We start from the raw sequence: 23,011 nt of genomic DNA on the forward strand, positions 1-23,011 counted from the left end.
GTGGGGTGGGCGTGGGGGTCGGCATGGGGTGCCCGGCCGTCGGGCGGGTGCGGGGTGCGGGGTGCGGGGTGCCGGGACCACCGGGCGTCGGGCGGGTGCCGGGAGCACCGGGCGTCGGGCGGGTGTCCGGGCGGCGTGCCTAGCCTGGAGAGCGGGGCCCGGAGACCCGAGCCGGAGAGGAGCCCTTGTTCCCATGCCCAGGAAGCCTCCCGCCGGTGTCGAGGTGACCAGTCCGGTGCCGCGCGCGCTGTGGTGGGAGCTGGTCGAGCGCGACGGCGGTGCGCTGGTGACGCAGACGCCGACCTGGCTCGACTGCCTTTGCGCGACCTGGCCGTTGGCGGACGCGAGCCGGCTGTACCGCTTCGACAGCGGGCGGCGGCTCCTCGTTCCGCTGGTCCGGCACCGCCGCCGGGCGGCTCGGCTGCTGGCGGAGGAGTCCTGGCCCCGGTGGGGCGTCGGCGGCGCCGTCGTGCCGGACACCCCGGACGGAACGCCGGACCCGGGGGAGGCCCGGCTGGTCTTCGAGGACCTCGCGGCCCGGCCCGCGCTGCGAGTGGCCGTGCGGTTCAACCCCCGGGCGGCCCGTGCGGTCTGGGACGAAGCCGCCCCGGGGGCCTTCGCGTCGGTGGACCGCACCACCTACCTCCTCGACCTGGCGGGCGGCTTCGAGGAGGTCTGGGCCCACCGCTTCCACCAGCGGGTGCGCCGGGGGGTGCGCCAGGCCGGACGCGCGGACGTGGAGGTCGAGGTGGACCGCGGCGGGCGGTTGGTGCCGCAGTTCCGGCGTCTGCACGAACAGTCGGTCGCCCGCTGGGCCGAGCAGCAGCACGAGCCGGCGGCCCTGGCCCGCCGGCGCCACCGACGGGAGGAGCCGGCCCGACTGCTGGAGGCGGTCGCGGACCGCTTCGGCGACGCCTGCGCGATCTGGCTGGCCCGGTGCGGCGGGGAGCCGGCCGCGGCGATCGTCGTACTGCGGCACGGCACCCACACCAAGTACTGGCGCGGGGCGATGGACCGGCGGTTGGCGCACCCGGTCCACGCCAACCACCTGCTGCACCGGCTCGCCGTCGAGGACGCGTGCGCGGCCGGGAGCCTGGTCTACGACATGGGCGACGCCCGGCCCGACTCCTCGCTGGCCGCGTTCAAACAGAGCTTCGGCGCGCGGCCGGTGGCCTCCCCGGCCTACTACCGCGAGCGCCTGCCGCTGACGGCGGCGGACCGACGGCTGCGCGGCGCGGTCAAACGGGTCATCGGCTTCCGTGACGCCTGACGCCTGACGCCTGACGTCTGACGTCTGACGCCTGACGCCTGACGGTGTCGGCCGGGTGCGCCCCGCCCGCCCGGTCGACTCGGGGCGGCCGCTCAGCCGACCAGCCGGGGCAGCTCGATCGAGTGCCCCGTCCGCTCCACCTTCGCCGTCAGGTACCGGACGTTGCTCGCCGACAGGTGCACGCCCGTCGACACCCGGTGCCGCACGGCGACCCCGAGGTCGGCCAACTGCGCCGCCTTGTCAGGGTTGTTGCTCAGCAGGTCGACGCCGGTGGCGCCGAGCGCGGCGAGCATCTGGGCGGCGGCGGTGTAGTCCCGGCCGTCCTCGGGAAGGCCCAGCGCGGTGTTGGCGTCGTACGTGTCCAACCCGGAGTCCTGGAGTAACGGTACACCCCTCCAGCTTGTTCCCGACCTGCGGAAACTCTTTGAGCTGGAAGGCTATGTACCTGCCTCCAAGCCCGGCTGACTGCTCACGTTGCTCGCTGCTGCCTTCCGGACCTTGTTCGAGTAGGCGCGCAGGCGGTCCATGGTCAACTCCGCCTCGGCCAGTTCGTCAGACGGGAGGTAGACCACCCGTGGGGCGTCGGGGCCGCCTCGGACTATCTCGACTTCGAGCCCCACCATGCCCCGCTGCTTCGTAGACGTCATGCGGGGGAGCCTATCCGGTGATCAACTTCGGGTAGCAAGGCTTCTCCGGACGGACGAGAAGGCCCCGTTCGGTGGCAACGGGGGCAGTCACCGAACGGGGCGGGCCCGCCGCCGGGTGTTGTGGACGGCGGGGGTGCGAGATGGTCAATGGCGGTCGAAGACCCGGATGTCGAAATGCAGGCCCCTGCGCCAGATTTCGACGGTCCGCTTCTCCGTCACCCGAGCGTGGAGAAGCTTCGGGAAGTCGTCCTCCTCGCGGGGCGGCGATGCCAGCGGACGCTGGTGAACAGGTAGATCACCAGGGCAGCGATCAAGGTTGCGCGTTCCATGGGTGCTCCGGTGCTGCGGGGTGCGGTTGGCCGGCAGGGAACAGCGGCTCTACGCCGGTACCGGGGGGAGGTTTGTCATCGTGCGCAGGGCCTGGTCGCGCGCGCGGAAGCCGAACGAGACGAGGGTGACGCTCTCCCCTGGGCCGAGGGGCGTGCGTCCGTGCGGGGTGAGGGCACCGTCGAAGACGACGCAGTCACCCGGGGCGAGCGCACATTCGAGGTAGCCGTCGGCGTTGATGAAGACGGTGGCGCTGACCCCGTGGGCCCCGGTGGGGCGCTCGTGCCGGAGGCAGAGGATCAGGTTGGCTTCGCCGAAGCCCGGCTCATCCACGTGGAAGTCGAGGAACTGCCCTTCCTCCCGGTACCCGATGTAGACGGCGGTGTGAGGCTGTTCCACCTCCAGCCCCGTGGAGCGCGCTACGACGGCGGCGAGGTCTACCTGTTCGGCGAAGTTGTTCGCGGCGTCACCGACGGCGGCGTTCCACTTTCCGTTGTGAAGGTATCCCTCGGTCGTGATGGCCTTCTCGGCCTCCTCCGTCATGGCGGCGAGCAAGGCGGAGGGGAGCGACTGGTCGCGCTGATGGCGCAGGTGGCGCGGGTGCACCCGCTGGCACGTGGCCAACCCGACCACGGCGTCCCGCAGTGCCGGGAAGTCCTGGGCCCAGCGGGCCGGCGTTCGGGTTGTGCTGCGGGATTGGAGCCAGGTGGTCCACTGGCGGCTCCACTGGCCGGCGTTGGCGGGGCTGAGTGCCGAGGGGCTGTCCTGGCGGAGCAGCAGTTCCACCCTTTCGAGTGCGGCCTGCGTGGAGCCGACCAGTTCGGTGTTCCCCTTGGCGATCCGCAGGCGCAGTGCTTCTTGCAGGTGGGCCTGGGCCTCTGTGAGGTCGCCGCGCTCCATCAGGTGCTTGCCGGTGTGCTGGAGCGCGAAGTCGACCAGTTCCGGGTGCTGGTCGCGGGCGGTGCGCAGAGCGCTGCGGTAGAGCGCGTCCGCGCCTTGGGCGTCTCCGGCGTAGCGGTGTGCGTCACCGAGGTTGAGCCCCGTGGCGATGACGGCGTGGGTGTTGCCGAGGGCCGCGGCGAGGTCGAGCGATTGCCGGAGGAACGTCAGGGCCTCGTCGTGGTTGCCCAGGGTCAGTTGGCCGATGCCGATCCAGCGGGTCAGGAGTCGGGTTCGGGCGGGGTCGCTTCCCTTGGGCAGGGTCTGCAGTTCCTCGTGGAGTCGGCCGACTGCGGCGGCAAGCTCGCTTCGGTCGGTCGGGACCATCCGCAGGTTCTCGTCCTGGGTGATGAGGTTGTCCAGCACGTGACCTCCTTCGTTCGGGGTGCTCGGCGTGGCACTACAGGTGGTCGGTCTGGTGGCGGAGGTCGGCCAGCAGCTCCCGGCCGTGTGGGGTGAAGTGCTCGGTGAGGAGTTCGAGTTCGCGCATGAGGTAGCGCACGGCCGGCAGGCCTTCGTCGTAGGCGCTCTGGAGGTTCGCGCGCTCGGTCGGCGTGAGGTCGTTGCGACGCAGTTCAGTCTGGCGGAAGCGGAGAACCTGGTTGTAGACGCAGGTCGCGTGGAAGGCGCGGTCGATCTCCCAGTACTGGTTACGGTCCTCGCCTTGGCGCGCCCGCCACCGGATCTCGATCTTGGGGGAGGTCTGGGAGGCGTACCCGTCGGCGAAGACCTGGTGTTGGAGGACGTGGAAGCTGATCGACTGGTGGATGCCCTCGTGCAGCAGGTTCTCCGCCAGGTAGAGGTGGGAGGGCTGCTTGCTGACGGTGTTCGGCGGGATGTGGTGCGTCGCCTTGTCGGAGAACACGATGACGTACGGGAGCGCGGGGTCGCTGGAGCTGGTCAGCGAGGAGACGCGGACGCCGGGCTTGAGGCTCACCCACAGGAGCCCGCGGACGAACTCGCGGAGGCGGTCGAAGCCATCGGGGTGGACCAGCGACAGGCGGTCCAGGGCCTGGGTCAGTGTCGCCCGGCGCTCGTCGGTGTGCTCGGCGGTCTCGTAGTTCGTCAGGTTGATCTCGCTGGCAATCTCGGCGGGCAGCTCTGCGTCGAACCAGTCGAAGGCCGCCCCGGCCACGGTGACAGGTTCGGTGCGCAGGGAGCGGGCGTGATCCGCGTAGGGAGTGCCGGACTTCAGCAGGCGCTCCATCAGCGCGAACGGGAGCGCCATCTCCGCGCCCTGCTCGCGCAGCCGGATCAGGTCCGGGTCATTGCGGTCAAGGTCGAAGAAGGAGCCGGCGGGGACGCGGTCAGCGATGGCGGACTTCAAAGCGGATTCTCCTTGATCGGGGGGTGTGCGGCTGGGCGCGGCGGGCCAACGAGGGATGACCTCCTCGTCGGCCCGCCCATGCCGTCAACTAATCGGCATCAGTTGAGGTCTGCTGTCAGACCTCGGTCGCCACGGGGGCGAAGTCGCCGTCGGGGACGCTGTGGTCCAGGCGACGGGTGAGGTTGGCGACGGCCGGCGCGAAGTCGCCGTCCGGGACGCTGTGGTCCAGGCGGCGGGTCAGGTTGGTGACCTCGGGGTCACCGGGGTTGAGGTTGCTCATGTGCCTCTCCAATCGGGTTGGCTCTACTTGCCCGGGTGCGGGCAAGCAGTGGTGCGGGTGGTGCCGCCCGGCCTGACAAGGCACCTTCGGCAGGCCGGGAGAATGTGGGGCGCGGGTCGACGGTCAGAAGCCGCCGGACGCGATGAGCGCGGTGGCCACGAGCGCCAGCAGAACCAGGGCAACCGTCTGGGCGAGGGTGACCGGAAGCGGCGTCGGAAGCCCGCGCGCGGCTCGATCGGCGGACTCGCGGTACTCCTCCTGCCCGTCGTCCACAGCGGCCTACGCCGGGCGCTTGTCGAGCGCGGCACGCATCGCGGCGCGGCGCTGCGGTCGGCGGGCGAGGGCAATGCAGTCGTCGCAGATGGGGTGGCAGGTGCTCTGGGCCTCGGTCTCGCCGGGGGTCTGGATCGTGCTACCGGCGCACACCAGCGTCTCGCGGTGGCAGACCCAGCAGGTGCCCTGCCGGTATCCGTCGGGACGGTCCACGACCATCCCGTCGCCCGTGATCCGGACCGACGGCGTCGGGGCGCTCCCTCGGACGGGCAGCGACGGGGTACTCACTCCGCGGACTCCAAGTCGGCCAGCAGGACCATCTGCGGGTAGGGGTCGCTGGAGCCGTCCGGGTTGACCCAGGCGTGACTGGCGAGCTTGCTCGGGGTCTCGGCGACGATGCCCGTCCAGCCGTCTGTGCGGTGCCGGACCGGGTCCCCCTCAATCACACTGTTCACAGTTGCGCCTCTCCATCTGGTCGGGGCGTGCGATGTGGTGGTGCTTGTTGTTGATCAGGCCGCGCGGTCGGTGCGGTGGCGGTCGACACCCGCCACGACCACCGCGTCCTCGCCCGGGTGGGTCCTGACGTACTCGGCCGGCAGGAGGAAGCCGTAGCGTCCGCAGATGTCACATCCCCAGGTGTTGTCGGTGGGCGACGGGGAGTCGTAGGACGTCTGGAGGAAGCAGGCCGGACAGAGCGGGGGCGGCTCCATCCGCGTGCGGACAGTGCCGTGCATCGGGTTCACGCGGCCGGTCGGCCGGCCGAGCACCGCGAGCAGGGGCAACTGGCGCGCACAGCGTCGTTCTGGAGCAGCGCGCCCACTGAGGGGACCCTGCCAGCGGGATTGGCCGCCCGGTAGTCGGCCAGCGGGCTCCACCCCTCCGGGGCCTTCGCCAGCTCCCACTTCGAGGGGCCGGTAAGGACCTCGCGGTACTCCCGGTTGGGGTTGCGTCTCACCATAGGTCTCTCCTCCTTCGCCGTGGCGGTGGGGGGTACGTGATAGACCGTAGGGACTCGGCTACAGACGGTGCCAGGAAGTTGCACGTGGTTGCACAGCAGTCACCCGAGAGAGTCAATTGCCTCTGTGATCAGGGCGCGAGCGGCAGCGCCGTGCACCGCATCCGCGGACAGTTCCGCGAACCGGCTGACATACATCGCCACCTCAGAGGGCTGCGTGATCTGGAGGTACCCGGAGACGAGTTCGACGTTGGCCTGCGCCGAGTCGTAGAGCGAGAAGGCTTCGACGTGCATCGAGTGACGCAGATAACCCCTCGGAACGATTCCCAGGCTCACGTTGGTCAGAGACGCGACGGCGATCAGGTGGGTGAGTTGGCCGGCGGCAACCTCTGGGCCGCCGCGGCCGTGGTGCAGACACGCTTCTTCGATGATGAAGGCGAAGGTCTTCCCGCGGTCTCTCAGAACCTCCTGTCGCTCCATACGCACCTGCACGGCCTCCTCCACGTCGTCCACGGCAACACGGCGGCGTCGGGTGGCCTGGAGTACCGAACGGGTGTAGTCCCGGGTCTGGAGGAGACCGTGCAGGATGCCCGGTGTGTAAGCCCGGAACCGCGTGGTTCGCTCGTACAACGGGAGGACCATCTCTTGGGCACGCTTGAGCCCGCTCCGCTCCATGCGTCGCCACTCGGTGAACATGGTCTCTACCGAGCGGAGAGAGGCCACGAGATCCGCGGCCTGGTCGTCTGCTCCGCAGGCCCGACACCAATCTCTGATGTCCTGCTCAGACGGTGCGGTGATCGCGTTCTCGATGCGGGAGCACTTCGACTTGCTCCAACCGCACGCGAGGGCGAGAGCAGGCCCGGTGAGCCCGGAGTCCTTACGGATCTCCTTAAGCCGCTCGGCGAGAGCCTTCCGGGCCTGCTGAACGCTCGATGAGCGAGAGGTACGCATCTCGTTTGACTACTTGAGCACGTAGTCCTTGTGCGGAGTCGCCCTATGCCACACGGTCTCGAAAGCGTTCTTCACGAGCTCAACGACGGTGGGCTCGGTCGTCCACTCCCGGTCTACGACGTCCCCGTCACCCGAGAAGAAGGTGAACATGACCTTGGAGTCATCGAACATCCACAGGTCGGTTCCGGGCAGTGCGATGTCTGCTGCCAACCGGCGCGGAAGCCAACGGACCTGCTCGCCGATGGCCTCGTTCAGGAACGTCACATGGTGTTCGTAACGGATGTACTCCGTGACCGGCTCTGAGACGATCCGAGCCCGGCGCATAACCACGCCACGGTCAATCGCTTCACCAGCGAAGGCAGTCCAGCCTTGGAACCACTCCGGCCGGTCATCCGGACCGTAGCGAAGACCCTCCCTATAGCGCTGGAACTGCGGGTCGTTCGGCGTGTAGTTGTCGCGCATCTCCAAGTGCACGGCGGAGAACTCGGCCTCCGCCATAGCCTTGGCGATCGGGTTGGCCACGCTGCTACCTCTCGTCCTCGTGAGTGGCCAGCCTCGCGGCGAGGTCCACGATGAACTTGATCATTTCTTCGGGGAGTCGAATCACGGTCTCGTGGTCGGGCACGCCAGTCGAGTGCCCGGGTACCGAACCAACCTCCTTGCAGCGGCTCAAGTCCTCATCGCTGGCCTTGTAGGACTGGATGAGCAGGTCGCCGTTCTCTGGATCGCGCCAGATCGTCGGCGAGTCGACCTCTGGCGTGTTGGAGATGATCCCGATGAACTCTAGAGGCTCCACGATGCTCCCTGTGTCTCTGGTTCCGCGAAGTTGCACAATCGGTGGGCTCATCCTGGCGGGTACACGACCGACCTGTCAGGCGTATTCGTTTCTGACGATTAGCCAGCTTAGTCACCCAAAGTTGGGCGAAGAAGCAAGTAGCGCTTCGGCTAGGGTGGATGCTCCGTTCGGCATGGCGCTCGATACCTCCGGGGTCACAGCAGGCCGCTACAAGGGGTGATGGTGGGGCGTGGGTGCCGTCGGCCGGCGGGGCACGGCGCAGTCCACCTCGATTGGGGCCGCAGGGGTGGGCCCTGGTGTCCGCTCGCCGATCTCGACGCCGTCGGCGCGGAACTGCCGTACGACGGCGTAGTCCTGGTGGCGGTAGCGGTGGCGGGAGACGTGGTGACCGTTCTCCCGGATCTCGTACGAGTCGTGGGCGAAGTCGCAGTCGTTGACGGTGGCGTTGAGGCAGCGGTCGTTGCCGGCAGCGACGACGGTCCAGCGGCCGGCGCTCACCGCGGACCACGTGACGGCGATGTCCGCGCCGACACGGGCCCGCTCGGCGCTCTGACGCTCGGCCCACACGTCGGCGGGGGCAGGGCCTGGGGTTCTTGGCGGGCGGGCCAGGGCTCGGCGAGGCCGACTCGGTGGTGCTGCCATATGCGAAGCATGGCGCGACCGTCGGGAGTGGCCAACACGTCGCCGCGCTCGTCCTGCTGGAGGAACCCGGCCTTGAGGACCAGCTCGACCACGCGGCGGCGTACCCGGCGGCCCTTGGCACCGAGACGGGCCCCGGCCGGCACGAGGCTGTAGCCGGAGCCGTCCCACCACACGCCGCTGTAGTCGTCGCCGCAGGCTGCCGCGACGAGGTCGTATACCCGCGTCGTCCACCCGGACTTCTCGCGGACCTCGCGGGTGGGTGGTCACTGGTGTCTCCGGCGGTGCGGTGGTTGCCGAGGTGGTCACTCTGGGCGATGAATTGGAGTGCACAGCGCAGTGGTCTATGTCGTTATGTCTTTTTAGATCGACATTCTAAAAAGAACATAGACATAGCCTCTAACGGTGGGGCTCGAACCAAATCGGGGTCCGACACCCGGCATTGCGACACGGCCCCACGCCGGGGAGGGGGTGGGGCCTGGTGCGTACGGCCGGTCACGGCCGGCGGGCGTCCTGGGCTTCGGTGGCGTCCTGGGCCTCCCCGAGGTCGCGCACGATGGCGTCGAGTCGGGAGCGGCTGACACCGAACTCGGAGGCGGGGGCGATCCCGGAGTCCACCAGGCCGAGCAGGCTGTGCAGGTAGTCCGCGAGGACTCCGATCTGCTCGGCGGTCATGGCGGCGTGGACGGTGTGGCCCTTCCCGCGCTTGACGTAGGCGGCGTTCTCGAAGAGAGCGGCGGCCACGGCCTCTTCACCCGGGCCCTGGAAGGCGTCCCGGTCGGACAGGGCGGAGACGAGGGCGGCGGGCAGGCTGACGGTGGTGGTGCTGGCCATCGGGGTTCCTTCGGGGTGGTGCGGGTGGACGGGTGGGGCCCGGTGCCTGCAGGCGGTCAGTCGGTGCCCATGGCGTCCAGCCACTCCCCGGCGTCCATGCCGTCGAGCGTCGGGAGGCCGTTGCGGACGCGGACGTCCCGGGGTTCCAGGTCGAGGTGGAGCAGCCGGCCGATGTGCAGGCACTCGCGCACGACGAGCCCTCGGTAGGCGGCTTCCGCTCGGGCCTGGGCCTCGTCCCCGAAGTAGCGGCGGGGCCGGTCTCCGGTGAGCATCCGGCCGGCCGCCCCGAAGGGCTGGCCCTCGACGGTCCACGTGCCCTTCGCGTCGGGGGCGGCGGTGAAGCGCACGTTCATCTCCGGCCGGTCGGCGGCGCGGGGGTAGGTGAGGGTGTAGGCGGTGGCGGTGGCGGCGGGCACTGGTGTCTCCGGGGTGGTCGTGGCGGTGGGGGCGGGGTCTGGGGTCACGGCTGGACGAGCGGCGCGCAGGCCGGGCAGAGCGGGTCACCGTTGAGGGCCCAGTCCGAGGTGAGCGAGGTGTCCGGGGCGCACAGCGCCCGGCGGTCGGGGTCGTCCGCCAGGGCGACGTGCGGGGCGGTGCCGGGGGTGGCGTAGCCGAAGGTCAGGTGCCGGGGCAGGTCCATGACCCGCAGCGGCTCGGGGATGACGTGCACGGGGTCTTCCTTCGACGTGGAGGGGGTGGGGCCTGGTGTCAGCGGCCGGTCAGCCGTGCTCGGTGGCGAGGTGGCGGCGGCGGGTCTCGTCGGTGTAGCCCTTGGCGGTGTTGCGGGTGGTCCAGCCGCAGGTGCAGGTGGCGGTGGAGTAGGCCCGGCCGGGGCAGCCCTCGGTGAGCGGCTTGCCGGAGCTGGTGTGCTTGTGCGCGGGCGGGCACACGGAGCCGTCGGCGTGGTGGTCGGTGCGGGGCGCCCGGGGCTTGGCCGCGGGGCGGGCCTTCACCGGCCGGCGGCCGGGGGCGCCCATCGGGACGAGGCCGAGCCGGGGGGCCTCCTTCTGCTCGGCGTCCCACTGCTCGGGGGTGAGGGCGTCGCCGACGCAGACGGGTTCGGCGTGGTCGTACCAGGTCTCCCAGTCGGCGGTGACGATGCGCTCGGCCTCGCGCTGGGCGTCCTCGGGGGTGGTGGCGAGGACGGGGACGACGTGCACGGTGATCAGGTCGACGGGGACGATGTACTTCGGCATGCTGCTTGCTCTCCTTGTGCTGCTCGGGGGTGGGGCCTGGTGCCTGACCGGCCTCGGCACGGTCCGGAGGGGTGTCCGGACCGCACCGGGGCGGTTCAGGCCGACAGTTCGGTGCTGTTGACGAGCAGGCCGGGCAGGCAGTCCTGGAGCAGCGCGGGCACCATCGCGGTGTCCTTGTCGCGCATCCACGGGTGGCCGGGGGCGGTGGCGATGGCGAACGGCTCTCCGCCGTCGGCGGGGACGACGACGCGGAACCGGGCCCGGACGCCGTCGCGGACGGCCGGGCGGAGCAGGCCGAGGACGCTGGGGTCGGTGTCGCTGGCGACGCCGTAGCGGACTCGGCCGTCGGACTCGGTCCAGCGCTGCCACCCCGCGCCCGCCGTGCGGGTGCGGCTGGGCTTGATCCGGGGGCGGGGCCCGGGGCCGATCTTCACCGCGCGGCCGGGGCTGCTGAGCGTAGGCAGGTCCAGCGCGGTCTGCACGGCCTTCGAGTGCTTCGCCTGGGCTCCGCGCCCGGCGGGGGTGGTGACGGTGACGGCACGGTGCTCCGTCCTGAACTTTCCACCTTCCTCGTGCTGGTAGGGCAGGCGGAGCGTGGTGGTCAGGGTGGTGCTGTTCACGGTGGCGCTGTTCCTTCGGTGCTTCGGGAGGGGTGTGGAGCCTGGTGCCGGCCGGGGGTGGGGCCTGGTGCCTACGCGGCTTCGGCGGCGGATGGCAGTGAGGCGGTGAGGGCGCGCAGGACGGCCTCTGCCATGTCGGGGGTGAGGTGAGAGCAGGTGATCTCGATGCCGCTGAAGCGGGCGCGGCTGACCTTGACCTCGGCGCGCGGTGACCGGAAGGACGTTCCGGGGCCGTGGTTCCAGCGCAGGGTGCGGACGTTGTCCTCGCCGTTGCGCCGGTTCGCCTCGCCGGGCGGCCGGCCGGTGGTGAGGGGCACGCGCTTCAACCGGCGGGCGATGGTGTCGACCTCGTGGACGTCGGTCAGGTGCCGGTGCTGGCGGGCGCTCATCTCGGCGACCGCCGAGTCCAGGACGGGCAGCAGCCGCCGCTGTACGTCGCGGGCGACCTGGGCCCCGGTCTTGGCCCGGGTGACGGTGATGTCCCCGGTGTCGATGTCGTGCCGGTAGTAGTAGGTGGTGCTGTCGGGAAGGACGCCGTGCAGGGTCCATCGGCCGGAGCGCAGCCGTTCCTGCTGGATCAGGATGCGGGCCCCGTCCTCGGTGCGGACGAGTTCGGCGCACGGGTGCCAGTCGGGTATCCGGCGCAGGTCGACGGTCCACTCGGTGGGACCGAGGGCTTGGGCGAGTTCTTCGGTGAGCGCCAGCAGTTCGGCGCGCAGGGGGGCGAGGTTGTCACGGAGGGCGGTCACGGTGGCGCTGTTCCTTCGGTGGTGCCGGGGGTGGGGCCTGGTGTCAGCGGCGCGTCACGCGGCGGCGGGGAGCGCGTCCAGCAACTCGGGGTCGTAGACGGTCGGTTCGTGGCCATGGCTGTAGGCGTCGGCGCGGGCGTCGCTCTCGAACGCGGCCAGGGCTTCGGCTTCGGCCGCGTCGTAGTCGGCGGCCTCCACCACGAAGCGGAAGGTCTCGGTGTTGTCGATGTAGACGGCGAAGCGGGGCACAGCGGTCTCCTGTGGGTGGCGGCGGTGGGGGGCTGGGCTCCGCCGGCATCGGTGCGGCTGGATGCCGGTCGGGGTGGGGCCTGGTGTCAGTGGCCCGGGTTGTGCGAGAGGAGGGCGAAGTCCTGGGCGCTGATCACCGGCCGCTCTCCATCTCGCGGATGAGCGCTTCGAGTTCGGCGGTGAGGATGAGCAGCAGGTCCCGGCTGTCGTAGGCCCGGGAGTCGTCCATCTCGTCGTAGTCGCCCATGTAGCGGTCTTCGGCGGGCTGGTCGGGGTGGTCGGGGTCGTACGTCGGGATGCACTCCCGGAAGGTGGCTTCCCAGTCGCGTTCGTGGCGGCGGACGCGGTCAACGAGGCTCTGGAGCTGTGCGGCGGACATGGCGCTGTTCCTTGTGTGCGGGAGGGGGTGGGGCCTGGTGCCAGCGGGCGCGAGGGTGGTCACCGCTGCCACTCCAGCTCGTCCAGGTTCGGGCTGTAGCCGATCAACCGGACGTTGGCGTAGATCCGTGCGGAGTCGACGGCCGCCATTGCGTCGCGGGGGTGCGGGTAGCTGCGGCAGTACCGGCGGCCGGTGTCGGTGTCCTCCCACGCGACCACGTACGCCCCGCCGTTGGCGGTGTCGGCCGCCAGCGCGACCGGTTCGCCGTCCTGCCACGCAACCAGCGCGTAGGGGGTGGTGGCGAGGTTCCGGGCCAGCGTGTAGACCACGGCGGCGCGGTCGGTGCCCTCCAGTTCCTCCAGGACGTCCCACGCGGCACCGCGTGCGGCCGGGTGAACGGTGCTGCGGCCGGAGCGCATGAATCCGGCCCAGTCTCCGGCGGGCTCCAGCAGGTCAAGGGCGTAGGTGATGGTGGTCATGGTGGCGCTGTTCCTTGGTACGGGGCGAGGGGGTGGGGCCTGGTGCCTGAGCGGCTACGGCGGGGGCCGGAGAACGTCCGGCCGCCACCGAAGCGGCTCAGACCTCCATGCCGGTGAGTGCGGCATCCCACGGGTTCATGGCGTCGGTGATCAGCCGGTCCAGGTAGTCCCCGGCGGGTTGGCCGCACGCTTCACAGCTGACCGTGGCCGCCTCCACGCCGACGCCGTACACGTCCAGGCCGGGGGTTCCGTCGGGGCGGCGGTAGATGTTGAACCAGAGCGGGGCGGACGCTTCGAGCTTGCCGCCGCAGTACTCACAGCCGAACTCGTCTGCGGCGGCTTCGACTTCGTGGTCGGGCAGGTCGGCGACGATCGCGGCGAACTGCTCGGCGGTCTCGGCCGGGGTGGGCTCGGGGGTGTTCTCGGGCATGGCTGTGCCTCCGGGGTGGCGGTTGGGGTGAGGGGGTGGGGTCTGGTGTCTGTGCACCCATGGCGGGGGCCCGGCGGGGGCGCGGGGCCCTCACCAAGAGGGCACAGCTCAGAGGGACCGGAAGACGTGCCCGCTGCTGGTGTGGAAGTAGTCGCACTGCCAAGCGATCATGTCCAGTTGGGGAGTCCAGCCCCGGCAGCCTTCGACGGCCGCGCGGTACTCGTCGTCCGTCTCCATGAGCTGGTGGTGGGCGAAGTCCTCCAGGCCGTCCCACCCGCCGCAGTAGGCGTCTTCGAAGGTGTCGACGGCGTACTCGGCACTGCCGACGTGCGCGGCGTAGTCGGTGAGGGCTTCAAGCTCTGCGGCGATTCCGGCGTCTTCGGCAAGGGCGGTCAGGTAGTCGGCGGTGCGGCTCACGGTGGTTCTCTCTCGGGGTCGGTGCGGCGGTGCGGGGGCGGGAGGGGTCAGACGCTGTCGGGGGCGTCGAACAGTTCGTCCAGCAGGAGGTCTAGGCCGGTCTCCCCTTCGGCGCGCATGTCGCGGAAGGCGTCGAACATCGCGTGCACGTCGTCCGAGTGGTCCATGCCGAGCCTGGCGAGACGGGGCCAGTAGCCGGACAGGTGGATCATGTCGGTACGGGTCATGGTGGTACTTCCGTTCTGTGGTACGGGAGTTGGAGGGGGTGGACCCTGGTGCCTACGCGGCCCGGCCGTACACGGCGCGGTATCCGGTGCGGGAGCCGCGCACGATGGCGCGCACGTCCTCGCGGTACGCGGCCCCCTGCTCGGTGGCGTAGCCGTCCAGGTAGGGCGTCAGGACGGCCGTCAGCGGCTCGCCGTGGCCGTACAGGGTGTAGGCGCGCCAGGGGTCGGCACCGGGGATCGGCACGGTGGTGGTCGTGACCGGGCGCGACTCCTCCAACGCGCAGTCCCGGCAGAGTGGTTCGCCACGCCGGGCGGTCATGGGGGTGAGCCACTTGTCACAGTCGGAGCACGCGACGTACCCGACGGTTTCCAAGGCGTCTTCGATCATGGCCATGGTGATGTCACCGGGGGACGGGAAGTCGAGTTCCCGCAGGATGTCCTCACCGTCGATCCCGTCCGGCAGGGTGACGGGTGACCCTTCGATCTCTTCGACCATCGCGGCCCATTCCCGCGCGCTGTGGTCGTCCTCATCGAGCAGCGGGTATCCGGCCAGGCTGTCAGCGATCCGGCGCGCGGCGTCGCTGGCCGGGAACGAATCGGCGTCGTACATGATCCCGTCGCCGCTGGTGTCCCACAGCGTCCCGCACTCTCCGGCGGCGTCCACCATGATCCGGCAGGCTGCGTCCCAGTTGGACCGTGCGCGGATCGCGTCCGTCTCGTGCTGGTGCCAGCCTTCCCCGTCCTCCAGGAGGGCCCCCGCGCCGTCCGTCACCATGCCTATCCGGGCCCACCCGTGGGCGTCCGCCTCGGACTCCATGCGGGTTACGAAGTCGTACCGGTGGCAGTGCTGGCCGGTGGCGGTGAGGAGTTCGTCAGTCAGGGTCGCGCTCATGATCGTTCCTTGCGTGGTGCGGGTGGTCAGCGGGTGGTGGTCAGCCAGTCGCAGGCGTACGCGCTGCCCTGCTGGCAGGCGTCGCGCATGGCGTCCGACCATCCGTCGTTGAAGGCGGCGACCTGCCCGGAGTCGGGCGCGGACGGTTCGGCGGTCGTGTGGCCGACCAGCCACCCGCCGATGGCGGTTACGGCGGCCAGCGCGAGCGCGGCGAGGGTGCGTCGGGGGTTCATCGCGGGGGTTCTCCGGGGGTGAGTCGGGCGGGTCAACGACCGGCGCGGTTGCGGCGGTTGCGGCGGCGGCCGGGGATCTCGGCGCGGTCGCGGTCGTAGGCGTTGACCGGAGCGGGAGCGACGACGGGCGCGGCGGCCTCGGACGGGCCCTGCACGGCCCGCTTGACCAGTGCGGGCACCTTGCCCACCCAGTTGGCGACAAGGGCCGTCAGGAGGGCCGCCGCGAGGCCCCCGCCCCAGTTGCCCGTCTGCCACGGGGCACCGGCCAGCAGCATGACCAGGCCCAGGGCGGCGGGGGTTCGATGGTTACGCACCGTGATCTCGTTTCGGTTCGTCGTTCGCTTGCAGGACCAACACTGCATGACGGATTCAGTAAATGTCTAACGCAGCTTTCGTGACCTGCATCACATATATGAGCCATGCTCGTTCTCGCCAAGGCGGAAGACGCGCGCGCACGCGAAGACGCGCCAATTCCTATGCACTGAAGGGGATTTAGCGCGTCCGTGGCGGCGGTTTGGCGGTCGTCGCAGGGCGCCCCGGGGGGTGCCTCCCGCGCGCGTTCCTTTACTGCCCGGTGCGTCATAGCAGCCGAGATCCGATACGAACGCCGGCCGAGCCCTTCTTTCCGATCATCTACACAGCGTGACCAGCAGGTGTAGTACTTAATGCCATGCACTGACTGCGGAGAGTGATGCCGCGGGCGTCGGCGGTGTTAACCGGGCGGCCTAAATACATGTGGAGGCGGCTCGCGCGCGTGCGCGCACCCGTTGCTGCGGCACCCGGCCGGCCTCCCCATCGCCCCGCCAGGGCAACGCTCCCCGACCTGTCCTCTCTCCCCGGTCGAGGTCGAGCACCTGGCGGGGCTCAGCGTTCAAGGAGGCATCCGTGTCCGCGAGTTCGCGCCGCACGACCCCGCTTCCCCCGCACTGGGCCCGCCTTCGCCGCGCGGTGATGAACCGCGACGCCTGGCGCTGCCAGCACATCCGCTACGACACCGGCGAGCTGTGCGGCGAGCCCGCGCGGCACTGCGACCACATCGTCCCCGCCTCCGAAGGCGGCTCCGACGACCCTGCCAACCTCCGCGCCCTGTGCGACTGGCACGTCCTTCGCAAGGACGCGGCCGACGCCGGCCGAGCCCGCCGACGGGCCACCGCGGAGCGCTGGCAGCCCGCCCGAACGCGCCGACCGCACCCCGGGGAGGTCCGTTGAACGTCGACCCGACCGAGAAGAACCCGGCGGTGATCCGTGCCGCGCTGATCGAGCTGTACGAGACCGAGTTGGACTTGGAGCCGACCGACCTCGCGCTGATCGACATCGCCGCGCCGATGCTCGCCCGCGCCGCCCAGCTCGACGCCGTGGTGAAGCGCGAGGGCCAGATGATCGAGGGCGGCAACCGCAAGGACATGATGGTCCTGCACCCCGGAATCGCGCAGGCCCAGCTCAACCGAACTCAGGCCGCCGGCCACCTCGCCAAGATCCGCGGTGAGGGCGAAGGCCCGAAGCGCGGCCACAACGCCCGTGACGCCATCGCCGCCCGCTGGGGCAACCGAGTCTGAGAAGGGGCCGCCGTGGCACGCCGCAAGACCCGGGCCGCCGGGCCATCGGACGAGTCCCTGCGCATCGCGCGAACGATCGTCTACTACGAGGCGTGCTTGGACTCTGAAGTCCCGCCCGCCGTCGCCCGCGAGCTGTGGGCCCACGACATGACCACGCCCTTCGCGGCCGGTGAGCACGTCACCATCGACGCCGCCCGGCTGCTGGAGGAGCGCGCCCGCCGGGAGGCAAACGGCTGACAGGCAGCAGAACGGCGGGCCCCGAACCTGGAGCCCGCCGAGATCCCCGCACTGCGGGGCGATACTGCCCGATCCCCGCACTGCGGGGCAAAAGGCATGACCGACATCCGGCCACCCTCGCGTGTGACCAATCCCCGCTCCGTGCAGGGCTACTGACCACCCGTGATGCTACAGGACCCGGAGGGCCGCCCTGCTCACCTACGAGCCGGTCCGCACCATCGCGGACGACGTCCCCCACCCGCACCGCACCCTCGCAGGCGAGCTGCTGCGCTGGAGTGCCCACGCCTTCCGGCCGGACTGGAAGTACACCCCCGAGCAGTGCCGCATCCTGGCCCGCTGGTACGAGCTGCGCGACGACGCCGTACCCGAGGACCCGAACGACCCCGAGACCTGGGGCCGGGCCTTCCGGTACGAGTCCGGCACCCTGCGCCGCCTCAAGGGCTGGGGCAAGGACCCGAAGATGGCGTCGGTGGCCGCGATGGAGTTCGTCGGCCCGTGCCGCCTGGTGGGCTTCCGCGAGGACGGCTCGCCGATCGGCGGACCGCCGCAAGAGGCGTGGGTGCAGATCTTCGCCACGGCGGCCGGCCAGAACGTCAACACGATGTCGGCGCTGAGCACGATCTTCAGCCAGGCCGCCATCGACCGGTACGCGATCAAGCTCGGCCAAGAGGTCTGCTACGCCAGCCAGACCGACACCGACGGCCGCCAGTGCCGCCTGGAGGCCAAGGCGTCGAGCTTCCGCGCCGCCGAGGGCGGCCGGCCGAGCTTCGCCCTGCTGAATGAGACTTGGCACTGGGTCGAGGGCAACCACGGCCCCCGCCTCGCCGCCACGATCCGCCCGAACGCCACGAAGGTCGGCGGGCGGACGATGGAGATCACCAACGCGCCGGTGATCGGCGAGGAGTCGGTGGCCGAAGGCACCTGGTACGCCTTCGAGAAGCAGCGCGACGGGGTCAACAGAGACGCCGGTATCTACTACGACTCGGTGGAGGCCCCGCCCGGGGTCGACCTCGCCGACGAGCAGCAGCTCCGCGCCGCGATCCTGTGCGCCCGGGGCGACTCGATCTGGATCAACCCCGAGCGGGTGATGAAGGACATCTGGTCCGCCTCCACCAGCGAGGACGAGAGCCGCCGCAAGTACCTCAACCAGCTGTCCAGCCACGACGACGCCCTGGTCGACCGCGACACCTGGGACCTCGCCACGGTCGAGCCTCACGATGGCATCAAGCCCGGCGAGCGGATCGTGCTCGCCTTCGACGGAGGCAAGACCGACGACTCGACAGCCCTGCTGGGCATGCGAGTTCGGGACAAGCTGGTCCAGAAGCTCGCGCTGTGGGAGAAGCCCGACGGCCCGGCCGGCAAGAACTGGGAAGTGGACGGCCAGGAGGTCAACGACATGATCGGCCACGTCTTCCAGAAGTACACCGTCGTCGCGTTCTTCGCCGACGTCGCCGGGTGGGAGAGCTACGTCGCCGACTGGTCGGAGACCTACGGCAAGCACCTGCTGATCAAGGCGTCCGGCAAGTCCACGGTCGGGTTCGACATGCGTGCCAACCAGCGCGAGATCACGACCGAGCACATGGCGATGGTCGGCGCGATCGAGACGGCGGCCCTTCCGCACGTACGCGACTACTCGCTGACCCGGCACACCCTCAACGCCCGCAAACGCCCGAACCAGTACGGCATCGGGTTCGGCAAGGAGAGCCGCGAGTCGAAGCTGAAGATCGACCTGTACGCCACGATGGTGATCGCCTGGATCGCCCTGCGCCGCCTGATGGAGAGCGGCAAGCTCAAGCCCCCCAAGCAGCCCGGAACGCTACAGACCCGAGGAGGGTTCTGATGTCCCTCCCCGTCGTGATCAAGCGGGCCCGCCACGCCAAGTCGCTGATCGACCGCGACTTCGACCGGCTCAACCTCGTGGACCGGTACGCCCGGGGCCTGCACCGCGCCCCATGGATGCCGGCCAAGGCGAACGCCGAGTTCAAGGACCTGGTGAAGCATTCGATCGTGAACGTCTCCGGCCTGGCGGTGGAGGCCCCGCTGAACGCGCTGCGGGTGCAGGGCTTCCGCAAGCCGGGCTCGGGGAGGAACGCCTTCGAGTGGTCGTTCTGGCAGAAGAACCGGCTGGACGAGCGGCAGAACGCCGTCCACCGCGCCGCCCTCACCTCCGGTGCCGCGTACGTCGTGGTCACCCCAGACCCCCGCAAGGGCCGCAAGGAGCCGCTGATCCGCGCGTACGACGCGATCAGCACGGTGGCCGTCTACGCCGATCCGGCGTGGGACGAGCACCCGGTGTACGCGCTGCACGTGCCCGAGCAGCAGCCCGACGAGGACCGCACGGTCGGCTACCTGTGGGACGACGTGGCGAAGTACACCGTCGACCTGGACGCCGAACCGGACTCCGCGGTGCTCGCCTCGGAGCCGCACGGCATGAGCGTGTGCCCGGTGGTGCGGTTCTCCCCGTCGGTGGACCTGCGGGGCCGCACCCGGGGCGTGGTGGAGCCGCTGATCACCCCGCAGGACCGGCTCAACCAGCACTCGCTGTCGCTGCTGCTGACCGAGCACTGGGGCGCGCACGCGATCCGCTTCGCCACCGGCCTGGCCCCGAGCGAGCGTCTGGACCCGGAGACCGGTGACCCGCTGCGCGACCCGGAGACCGGGGAGCCGGTCTACGACGTGCCCTCGCTGGACCCGTCCACCCTGCTGATGGCCCCGAACTCCGACGCGAAGTTCGGGCAGCTCCCGGCGATGCCCACCTCCGATCTGCTCGCGTCCCGCCGCCAGACGATCGAAGAGATGATGGGCCTGGCCGACGTGCCGCCGCACTACCTCGCCGGGTCGAACCTGGTGAACCTCTCGGCGGACGCCCTGGCCGCCGCCGAGACCTCGTTCAAGCGGTTCCTGTCCACGCTCCAGGACTCGCTGGGCGAGTCGTGGGAGTCGGTGTTCCGGCTGTGCGCCGTCGCGGCCGGCCGGGGCGGGATCGAGCAGGACGAGAGCCAGGTCGAGTGGGCCGAGAAGTCCACGCGCTCGCTGGCCCAGGCCGCCGACGCCATGGTCAAGCTGATGCAGCAGGGCGTCCCCCTGTCCGTTGCCCTGCGCAAGGTGCCCGGCTTCAGCCAGGCCGACATTGACGAGGCGGTGAAGGCCGCCGAGGAGGCCGCCCGCAAGGCGGAGGCCGCCGAGGCCGAGGCCCTGAAGCAGCAGAAGGAGGCGACGGCCGATGGCGTGGACTCAAAGAACCGCCGAGATCCTGCGGGCGGTGGCCGCGTACCAGCTCGCGCAGGAGGCGCTGGCCGGTGAGTTCGCCGCCCGCTGGGCCGAGGTGTTGGCCGGCGTCGAGGCCCGCGAGGTCGCAGGTTCGCTGTCCGAGCTGGAAGCCGAGTACACGGCGGCGATCCGCGAATCCGCGGCGGCCTCCTACACGCTGTCGGTGGCTTTCTACCGGCTGCTCCGCGCTCTGGAGACCGGCCGGGTGATCGGAGGCCCCGGCTACCGCCCGGGTGCCTCGCTCGGCTCCCTGTGGGCCGAGTTCAACCGGGCCTCCGGCAAGCGGACCGGCACCGGCCCGCGCGAGGTGCTGCCCGTCGACACCCGCGACCCCTTCCCCGCCGCCGACCTGGCGAGCGAGGCCCGCAAGGCAGAGGAAGCGTTCCGCCAGCAGGTCGCCGGCCGTGTGGCCCAGCACGAGCGCGAGCGCGCCGGCCGGGGCCCGGCTGCGCTGGACGACCCGGAGCTGATCGCCTGGGAGCGCGAGTTCCTGGACGCCCTGAAGACCGGCAGCACCGGGGCAGGCGGGATGCTCGTCCAAGACGCTGGCCGGGACATGATCCACACCGCGCTGCAGGACGACCCCGGGGCGATCGGCTACTACCGCAAGACCGACGCGAACCCCTGCTACTTCTGCGCGCTGATGCCCTCCCGTGGCGCGGTCTACAAGTCCAAGCAGACGGCCGCGTTCGGCGCTCACCCGCATTGCCACTGCCAGGCCGTCCCGATCTTCTCCCGCCGCTACCAACTGCCCGCCGAGAACGAGAAGTTCGCCCGGATGTGGCGCGAGTTTGGGGGCGGGTCGCTGGCCGACTGGCGCACCTACTACAACAAGACCTGAGCAGCACTAGCGACCCCTGGCTGTCCTGCTACCCATGGAGCGACGACAACAACGCCAGGAACATGACGACGACGAGGAACACCACCAGGCAGCCGCACCCGCAGCCACCCAAGCCACCCGACTGCGCGCCGCCTTGGTCGCGGTATTCCCAAATGCCGCCCGGCGCGATGCCTGGATGCATCTTCTGGTAGTGGGCTGCGTGATCGGCTTGTGCCGCGCTCTGGGTAAGCCACGGAGTGCGCCTCCCGCACTCGCCGCACACGTGTCGGAAGTTGCGCATTGCCATGTCCGTACCCCCCGCACGGTGGAATGCCTGTCCATGAGGACTGTGTCAATGAGCCTGGAGTCGAAGCGACTTCGGGCGGTCCACCTCTAATGACCGAAACTGAAATTCCAGGAGAGACGTGCCCGAGACCCTGACGCTCGAAACCCCGACCCCGGCCGAGGCGATCCCCGGCGGCGTGGTGAACCCGGCCACCCCGCCGGCGGCCGAGCAGCCCGAGGCACCGGCCCCGGCGGGCGGCGAGGAGAGCGCCACCCCGAAGCCGGTGGAGCCGGACTACAAGGCGCTCTACGAGAAGATGCAGGCCGACTTGGACACTGCCCGCGAGCGCGGCCAGGAGGCCGGCGTCGAGGCGGACGAACTGCGCGCTCAGGTCGCCCAGCTCCAGGAGCAGGCGCTTCGGGACCGCATCGCCGCCGAGTACGCCCTGCCGCCGGTCCTCGCCGCCCTGGTCCAGGGCGGTGACGAGGCGGCTGTGCGCGCACACGCCGAGCGGTTGGCCGCTGTCGCCGCGCCGAAGCCGCTGCTGGGCGCGGGCGGGCTGACCCCGCACTCCGAGCCCGACCCGTACAAGGGCCTGGCCGAGAAGCTGCGCCTTCGCCGCTTCGGCATCTGACCTTCCCCACCCCCGTACCGCATGAGGCCGCCCTGCCCCGGGGCGCCCTTCCGTCTTCCCGAGGAACAGCGCCATCTCTCTCAGCCCCGCACGTGCCAACGCCTTCCAGAACCCGGACAAGCTGGTCCTTCAGGCCATCGCCAATCTGAAGGACACCGTCCTTCTGGCCCACAAGTTCGACCGCCGGGCCGCCGAGCAGTTCGTCAACGCCACCGGCCAGGTCATCAACATCCGCCGCCCCGCCCGCCTGAAGGGCGCGGAGGAGCGGATCGACGCCAAGCGCAAGTTCGCCGACCCGACCACGTGGATTCAGTCGGAGAACCTGAACGAGGGTCTGCTGACGGTCAAGCTCGACACCCACGCCTACAGCGCGGTGGACCTCTCCGACGCGGAGCTGTCCCTTGACCTGCTGTCGTTCGGCGAGCAGGTCATGGTCCCGCAGGTGGACTCCATCACCGAGCGCCTTGAGGACAAGGTCGCCAGCGCGATGAACGAGTTCCCCGACGTCGCCGCCACCGCGAAGATCCCGGTGGACCTGACCAAGGCCACCAGCGACGAGCAGGCCGGCCAGATGATCCGCAAGAGCCTCGCGCGCCTTCGCGTCCAGCTCAACAAGGAGAACATCCCCGCCGAGGGCCGCACCGCCGTGGTCGGATCCGAGGCCGCGTACTACCTCCTGAACGACCCGAACATCAGCAAGGCCAACGAGTCCGCCAACGGCGGTGCCGCGCTGCGCCAGGCGACCATCGGCAACCTGTACGGCTTCGACATCGTGGAGTCCACCAACGATGTCCTCGCCCCGCTCGGCATCTACGCCTTCCACCGCTCCGCGATCCAGCTCGTCTCGGGCGCGCCGTCCGTGCCGGAGTCCGCCAAGGGTGGCCGGCAGACCGCCGACGGCTTCGCGCTGCGCTGGATCAAGGACTACAACTCCGGCGCGGCGATGGAGCGTTCGTTCCTCAGCTCGTACTGGGGCGCGACCCTGGTCACCGACCTGAAGAAGGGCGAGACCAACTGGCAGGACCCGAAGAACCTGGTCAAGGTCCGCGGCATCCGCGTGACCTTCACCGGCGAGCCGACCGCCGCCGTCGCCAAGTAA

Annotated in this window: 35 protein-coding genes and 1 pseudogene; 9 read left to right on the forward strand and 27 right to left on the reverse strand. The window is 70.4% G+C overall.

Annotated elements, in window-relative coordinates; all coding sequences use genetic code 11:
• Window positions 1-193: 193 nt before the first annotated feature.
• Complete coding sequence (locus tag ACZ6Y7_RS10450) at window positions 194-1,270, forward strand: GNAT family N-acetyltransferase (protein WP_465757447.1); 1,077 nt, start codon at window positions 194-196, stop codon at window positions 1,268-1,270.
• Between the two features lie 92 nt (window positions 1,271-1,362).
• Here the strand turns inward: ACZ6Y7_RS10450 and ACZ6Y7_RS10455 are convergent.
• The 27 genes and pseudogenes from ACZ6Y7_RS10455 to ACZ6Y7_RS10585 form a co-directional block, all read right to left on the reverse strand.
• Window positions 1,363-1,650, reverse strand: a pseudogene (locus tag ACZ6Y7_RS10455) (GTP cyclohydrolase II); the annotation flags it as partial.
• A gap of 645 nt (window positions 1,651-2,295) precedes the next feature.
• Window positions 2,296-3,549, reverse strand: coding sequence for a tetratricopeptide repeat protein (locus tag ACZ6Y7_RS10460; protein ID WP_465757448.1), 1,254 nt, complete (start codon window positions 3,547-3,549; stop codon window positions 2,296-2,298).
• Between the two features lie 34 nt (window positions 3,550-3,583).
• Window positions 3,584-4,510 carry a hypothetical protein gene (locus ACZ6Y7_RS10465; protein WP_465757449.1) on the reverse strand — a complete coding sequence of 309 codons (927 nt, stop codon included), beginning with the start codon at window positions 4,508-4,510 and terminating at the stop codon, window positions 3,584-3,586.
• A gap of 115 nt (window positions 4,511-4,625) precedes the next feature.
• Window positions 4,626-4,790, reverse strand: coding sequence for a hypothetical protein (locus ACZ6Y7_RS10470; protein ID WP_465757450.1), 165 nt, complete (start codon window positions 4,788-4,790; stop codon window positions 4,626-4,628).
• Window positions 4,791-4,913: 123 nt separating this feature from the next.
• Window positions 4,914-5,063 carry a hypothetical protein gene (locus ACZ6Y7_RS10475; RefSeq protein ID WP_465757451.1) on the reverse strand — a complete coding sequence of 50 codons (150 nt, stop codon included), beginning with the start codon at window positions 5,061-5,063 and terminating at the stop codon, window positions 4,914-4,916.
• A gap of 6 nt (window positions 5,064-5,069) precedes the next feature.
• Window positions 5,070-5,351 carry a hypothetical protein gene (locus ACZ6Y7_RS10480; protein WP_465757452.1) on the reverse strand — a complete coding sequence of 94 codons (282 nt, stop codon included), beginning with the start codon at window positions 5,349-5,351 and terminating at the stop codon, window positions 5,070-5,072.
• The gene (locus ACZ6Y7_RS10485) at window positions 5,348-5,518 is read right to left on the reverse strand and encodes a hypothetical protein (protein ID WP_465757453.1); all 171 of its coding nucleotides are present in this window, start codon (window positions 5,516-5,518) and stop codon (window positions 5,348-5,350) included. Before ACZ6Y7_RS10485 ends, ACZ6Y7_RS10480 begins: the two co-directional genes overlap by 4 nt.
• 54 nt (window positions 5,519-5,572) lie before the next feature.
• Entirely contained in the window at window positions 5,573-5,845 is a 273-nt protein-coding gene (locus ACZ6Y7_RS10490) for a hypothetical protein (RefSeq protein ID WP_465757454.1), read from the reverse strand.
• 275 nt (window positions 5,846-6,120) lie between these two features.
• Window positions 6,121-6,969, reverse strand: coding sequence for a helix-turn-helix domain-containing protein (locus tag ACZ6Y7_RS10495; RefSeq protein WP_465757455.1), 849 nt, complete (start codon window positions 6,967-6,969; stop codon window positions 6,121-6,123).
• Window positions 6,970-6,978: 9 nt separating this feature from the next.
• Window positions 6,979-7,491 (reverse strand): DUF6879 family protein, encoded by a 513-nt coding sequence (locus ACZ6Y7_RS10500; protein WP_465757456.1) that lies wholly within the window; start codon window positions 7,489-7,491, stop codon window positions 6,979-6,981.
• A gap of 4 nt (window positions 7,492-7,495) precedes the next feature.
• Window positions 7,496-7,765: a hypothetical protein gene (locus ACZ6Y7_RS10505; protein ID WP_465757457.1), complete on the reverse strand. Its 270-nt coding sequence runs from the start codon at window positions 7,763-7,765 to the stop codon at window positions 7,496-7,498.
• A gap of 207 nt (window positions 7,766-7,972) precedes the next feature.
• The gene (locus tag ACZ6Y7_RS10510) at window positions 7,973-8,332 is read right to left on the reverse strand and encodes a hypothetical protein (protein WP_465757458.1); all 360 of its coding nucleotides are present in this window, start codon (window positions 8,330-8,332) and stop codon (window positions 7,973-7,975) included.
• 567 nt (window positions 8,333-8,899) lie between these two features.
• Window positions 8,900-9,238 (reverse strand): hypothetical protein, encoded by a 339-nt coding sequence (locus ACZ6Y7_RS10515; protein WP_465757459.1) that lies wholly within the window; start codon window positions 9,236-9,238, stop codon window positions 8,900-8,902.
• Between the two features lie 56 nt (window positions 9,239-9,294).
• Entirely contained in the window at window positions 9,295-9,702 is a 408-nt protein-coding gene (locus ACZ6Y7_RS10520) for a hypothetical protein (protein WP_465757460.1), read from the reverse strand.
• On the reverse strand, window positions 9,699-9,908 hold the full coding sequence (locus ACZ6Y7_RS10525) for a hypothetical protein (RefSeq protein ID WP_465757461.1): 210 nt from the start codon (window positions 9,906-9,908) through the stop codon (window positions 9,699-9,701). Before ACZ6Y7_RS10525 ends, ACZ6Y7_RS10520 begins: the two co-directional genes overlap by 4 nt.
• 49 nt (window positions 9,909-9,957) lie before the next feature.
• Window positions 9,958-10,434, reverse strand: a complete 477-nt coding sequence (locus tag ACZ6Y7_RS10530) for a hypothetical protein (RefSeq protein ID WP_465757462.1) — start codon at window positions 10,432-10,434, stop codon at window positions 9,958-9,960.
• Between the two features lie 95 nt (window positions 10,435-10,529).
• Window positions 10,530-11,054 (reverse strand): hypothetical protein, encoded by a 525-nt coding sequence (locus ACZ6Y7_RS10535; RefSeq protein WP_465757463.1) that lies wholly within the window; start codon window positions 11,052-11,054, stop codon window positions 10,530-10,532.
• 71 nt (window positions 11,055-11,125) lie between these two features.
• Window positions 11,126-11,803, reverse strand: coding sequence for a hypothetical protein (locus tag ACZ6Y7_RS10540; protein ID WP_465757464.1), 678 nt, complete (start codon window positions 11,801-11,803; stop codon window positions 11,126-11,128).
• A gap of 54 nt (window positions 11,804-11,857) precedes the next feature.
• Window positions 11,858-12,052, reverse strand: a complete 195-nt coding sequence (locus tag ACZ6Y7_RS10545) for a hypothetical protein (RefSeq protein ID WP_465757465.1) — start codon at window positions 12,050-12,052, stop codon at window positions 11,858-11,860.
• Window positions 12,053-12,185: 133 nt separating this feature from the next.
• Window positions 12,186-12,431 carry a hypothetical protein gene (locus ACZ6Y7_RS10550; RefSeq protein WP_465757466.1) on the reverse strand — a complete coding sequence of 82 codons (246 nt, stop codon included), beginning with the start codon at window positions 12,429-12,431 and terminating at the stop codon, window positions 12,186-12,188.
• 59 nt (window positions 12,432-12,490) lie between these two features.
• On the reverse strand, window positions 12,491-12,910 hold the full coding sequence (locus ACZ6Y7_RS10555) for a hypothetical protein (RefSeq protein ID WP_465757467.1): 420 nt from the start codon (window positions 12,908-12,910) through the stop codon (window positions 12,491-12,493).
• A gap of 97 nt (window positions 12,911-13,007) precedes the next feature.
• Window positions 13,008-13,340 (reverse strand): hypothetical protein, encoded by a 333-nt coding sequence (locus ACZ6Y7_RS10560; protein WP_465757468.1) that lies wholly within the window; start codon window positions 13,338-13,340, stop codon window positions 13,008-13,010.
• Window positions 13,341-13,448: 108 nt separating this feature from the next.
• Window positions 13,449-13,757: a hypothetical protein gene (locus ACZ6Y7_RS10565; protein WP_465757469.1), complete on the reverse strand. Its 309-nt coding sequence runs from the start codon at window positions 13,755-13,757 to the stop codon at window positions 13,449-13,451.
• Between the two features lie 47 nt (window positions 13,758-13,804).
• Window positions 13,805-13,984, reverse strand: coding sequence for a hypothetical protein (locus tag ACZ6Y7_RS10570; protein WP_465757470.1), 180 nt, complete (start codon window positions 13,982-13,984; stop codon window positions 13,805-13,807).
• A gap of 52 nt (window positions 13,985-14,036) precedes the next feature.
• Entirely contained in the window at window positions 14,037-14,876 is an 840-nt protein-coding gene (locus ACZ6Y7_RS10575; protein WP_465757471.1) for a hypothetical protein, read from the reverse strand.
• A 26-nt stretch (window positions 14,877-14,902) separates the two neighbouring features.
• Entirely contained in the window at window positions 14,903-15,109 is a 207-nt protein-coding gene (locus ACZ6Y7_RS10580; RefSeq protein WP_465757472.1) for a hypothetical protein, read from the reverse strand.
• 32 nt (window positions 15,110-15,141) lie between these two features.
• Window positions 15,142-15,423, reverse strand: a complete 282-nt coding sequence (locus tag ACZ6Y7_RS10585) for a hypothetical protein (protein ID WP_465757473.1) — start codon at window positions 15,421-15,423, stop codon at window positions 15,142-15,144.
• Between the two features lie 571 nt (window positions 15,424-15,994).
• On the opposite strand from ACZ6Y7_RS10585, the gene ACZ6Y7_RS10590 reads away from it, so the two are divergent.
• From ACZ6Y7_RS10590 to ACZ6Y7_RS10625, 8 genes are all read left to right on the forward strand, one after another.
• A complete protein-coding gene (locus ACZ6Y7_RS10590) occupies window positions 15,995-16,318 on the forward strand; it encodes an HNH endonuclease (protein WP_465757474.1) in 324 nt (107 codons plus the stop codon).
• A complete protein-coding gene (locus ACZ6Y7_RS10595; RefSeq protein WP_465757475.1) occupies window positions 16,315-16,665 on the forward strand; it encodes a hypothetical protein in 351 nt (116 codons plus the stop codon). Before ACZ6Y7_RS10590 ends, ACZ6Y7_RS10595 begins: the two co-directional genes overlap by 4 nt.
• 12 nt (window positions 16,666-16,677) lie before the next feature.
• Complete coding sequence (locus ACZ6Y7_RS10600) at window positions 16,678-16,902, forward strand: hypothetical protein (RefSeq protein WP_465757476.1); 225 nt, start codon at window positions 16,678-16,680, stop codon at window positions 16,900-16,902.
• Window positions 16,903-17,362: 460 nt separating this feature from the next.
• Window positions 17,363-18,742, forward strand: a complete 1,380-nt coding sequence (locus ACZ6Y7_RS10605; RefSeq protein WP_465757477.1) for a terminase — start codon at window positions 17,363-17,365, stop codon at window positions 18,740-18,742.
• Window positions 18,742-20,205 (forward strand): phage portal protein, encoded by a 1,464-nt coding sequence (locus tag ACZ6Y7_RS10610; RefSeq protein ID WP_465757478.1) that lies wholly within the window; start codon window positions 18,742-18,744, stop codon window positions 20,203-20,205. Before ACZ6Y7_RS10605 ends, ACZ6Y7_RS10610 begins: the two co-directional genes overlap by 1 nt.
• A complete protein-coding gene (locus tag ACZ6Y7_RS10615; protein WP_465757479.1) occupies window positions 20,126-21,013 on the forward strand; it encodes a VG15 protein in 888 nt (295 codons plus the stop codon). Before ACZ6Y7_RS10610 ends, ACZ6Y7_RS10615 begins: the two co-directional genes overlap by 80 nt.
• A gap of 404 nt (window positions 21,014-21,417) precedes the next feature.
• A complete protein-coding gene (locus ACZ6Y7_RS10620) occupies window positions 21,418-21,912 on the forward strand; it encodes a hypothetical protein (protein WP_465757480.1) in 495 nt (164 codons plus the stop codon).
• A gap of 373 nt (window positions 21,913-22,285) precedes the next feature.
• Window positions 22,286-23,011: a hypothetical protein gene (locus tag ACZ6Y7_RS10625; RefSeq protein ID WP_465757481.1), complete on the forward strand. Its 726-nt coding sequence runs from the start codon at window positions 22,286-22,288 to the stop codon at window positions 23,009-23,011.

The sequence above is a fragment of the Kitasatospora sp. NPDC053308 genome, assembly GCF_055585785.1.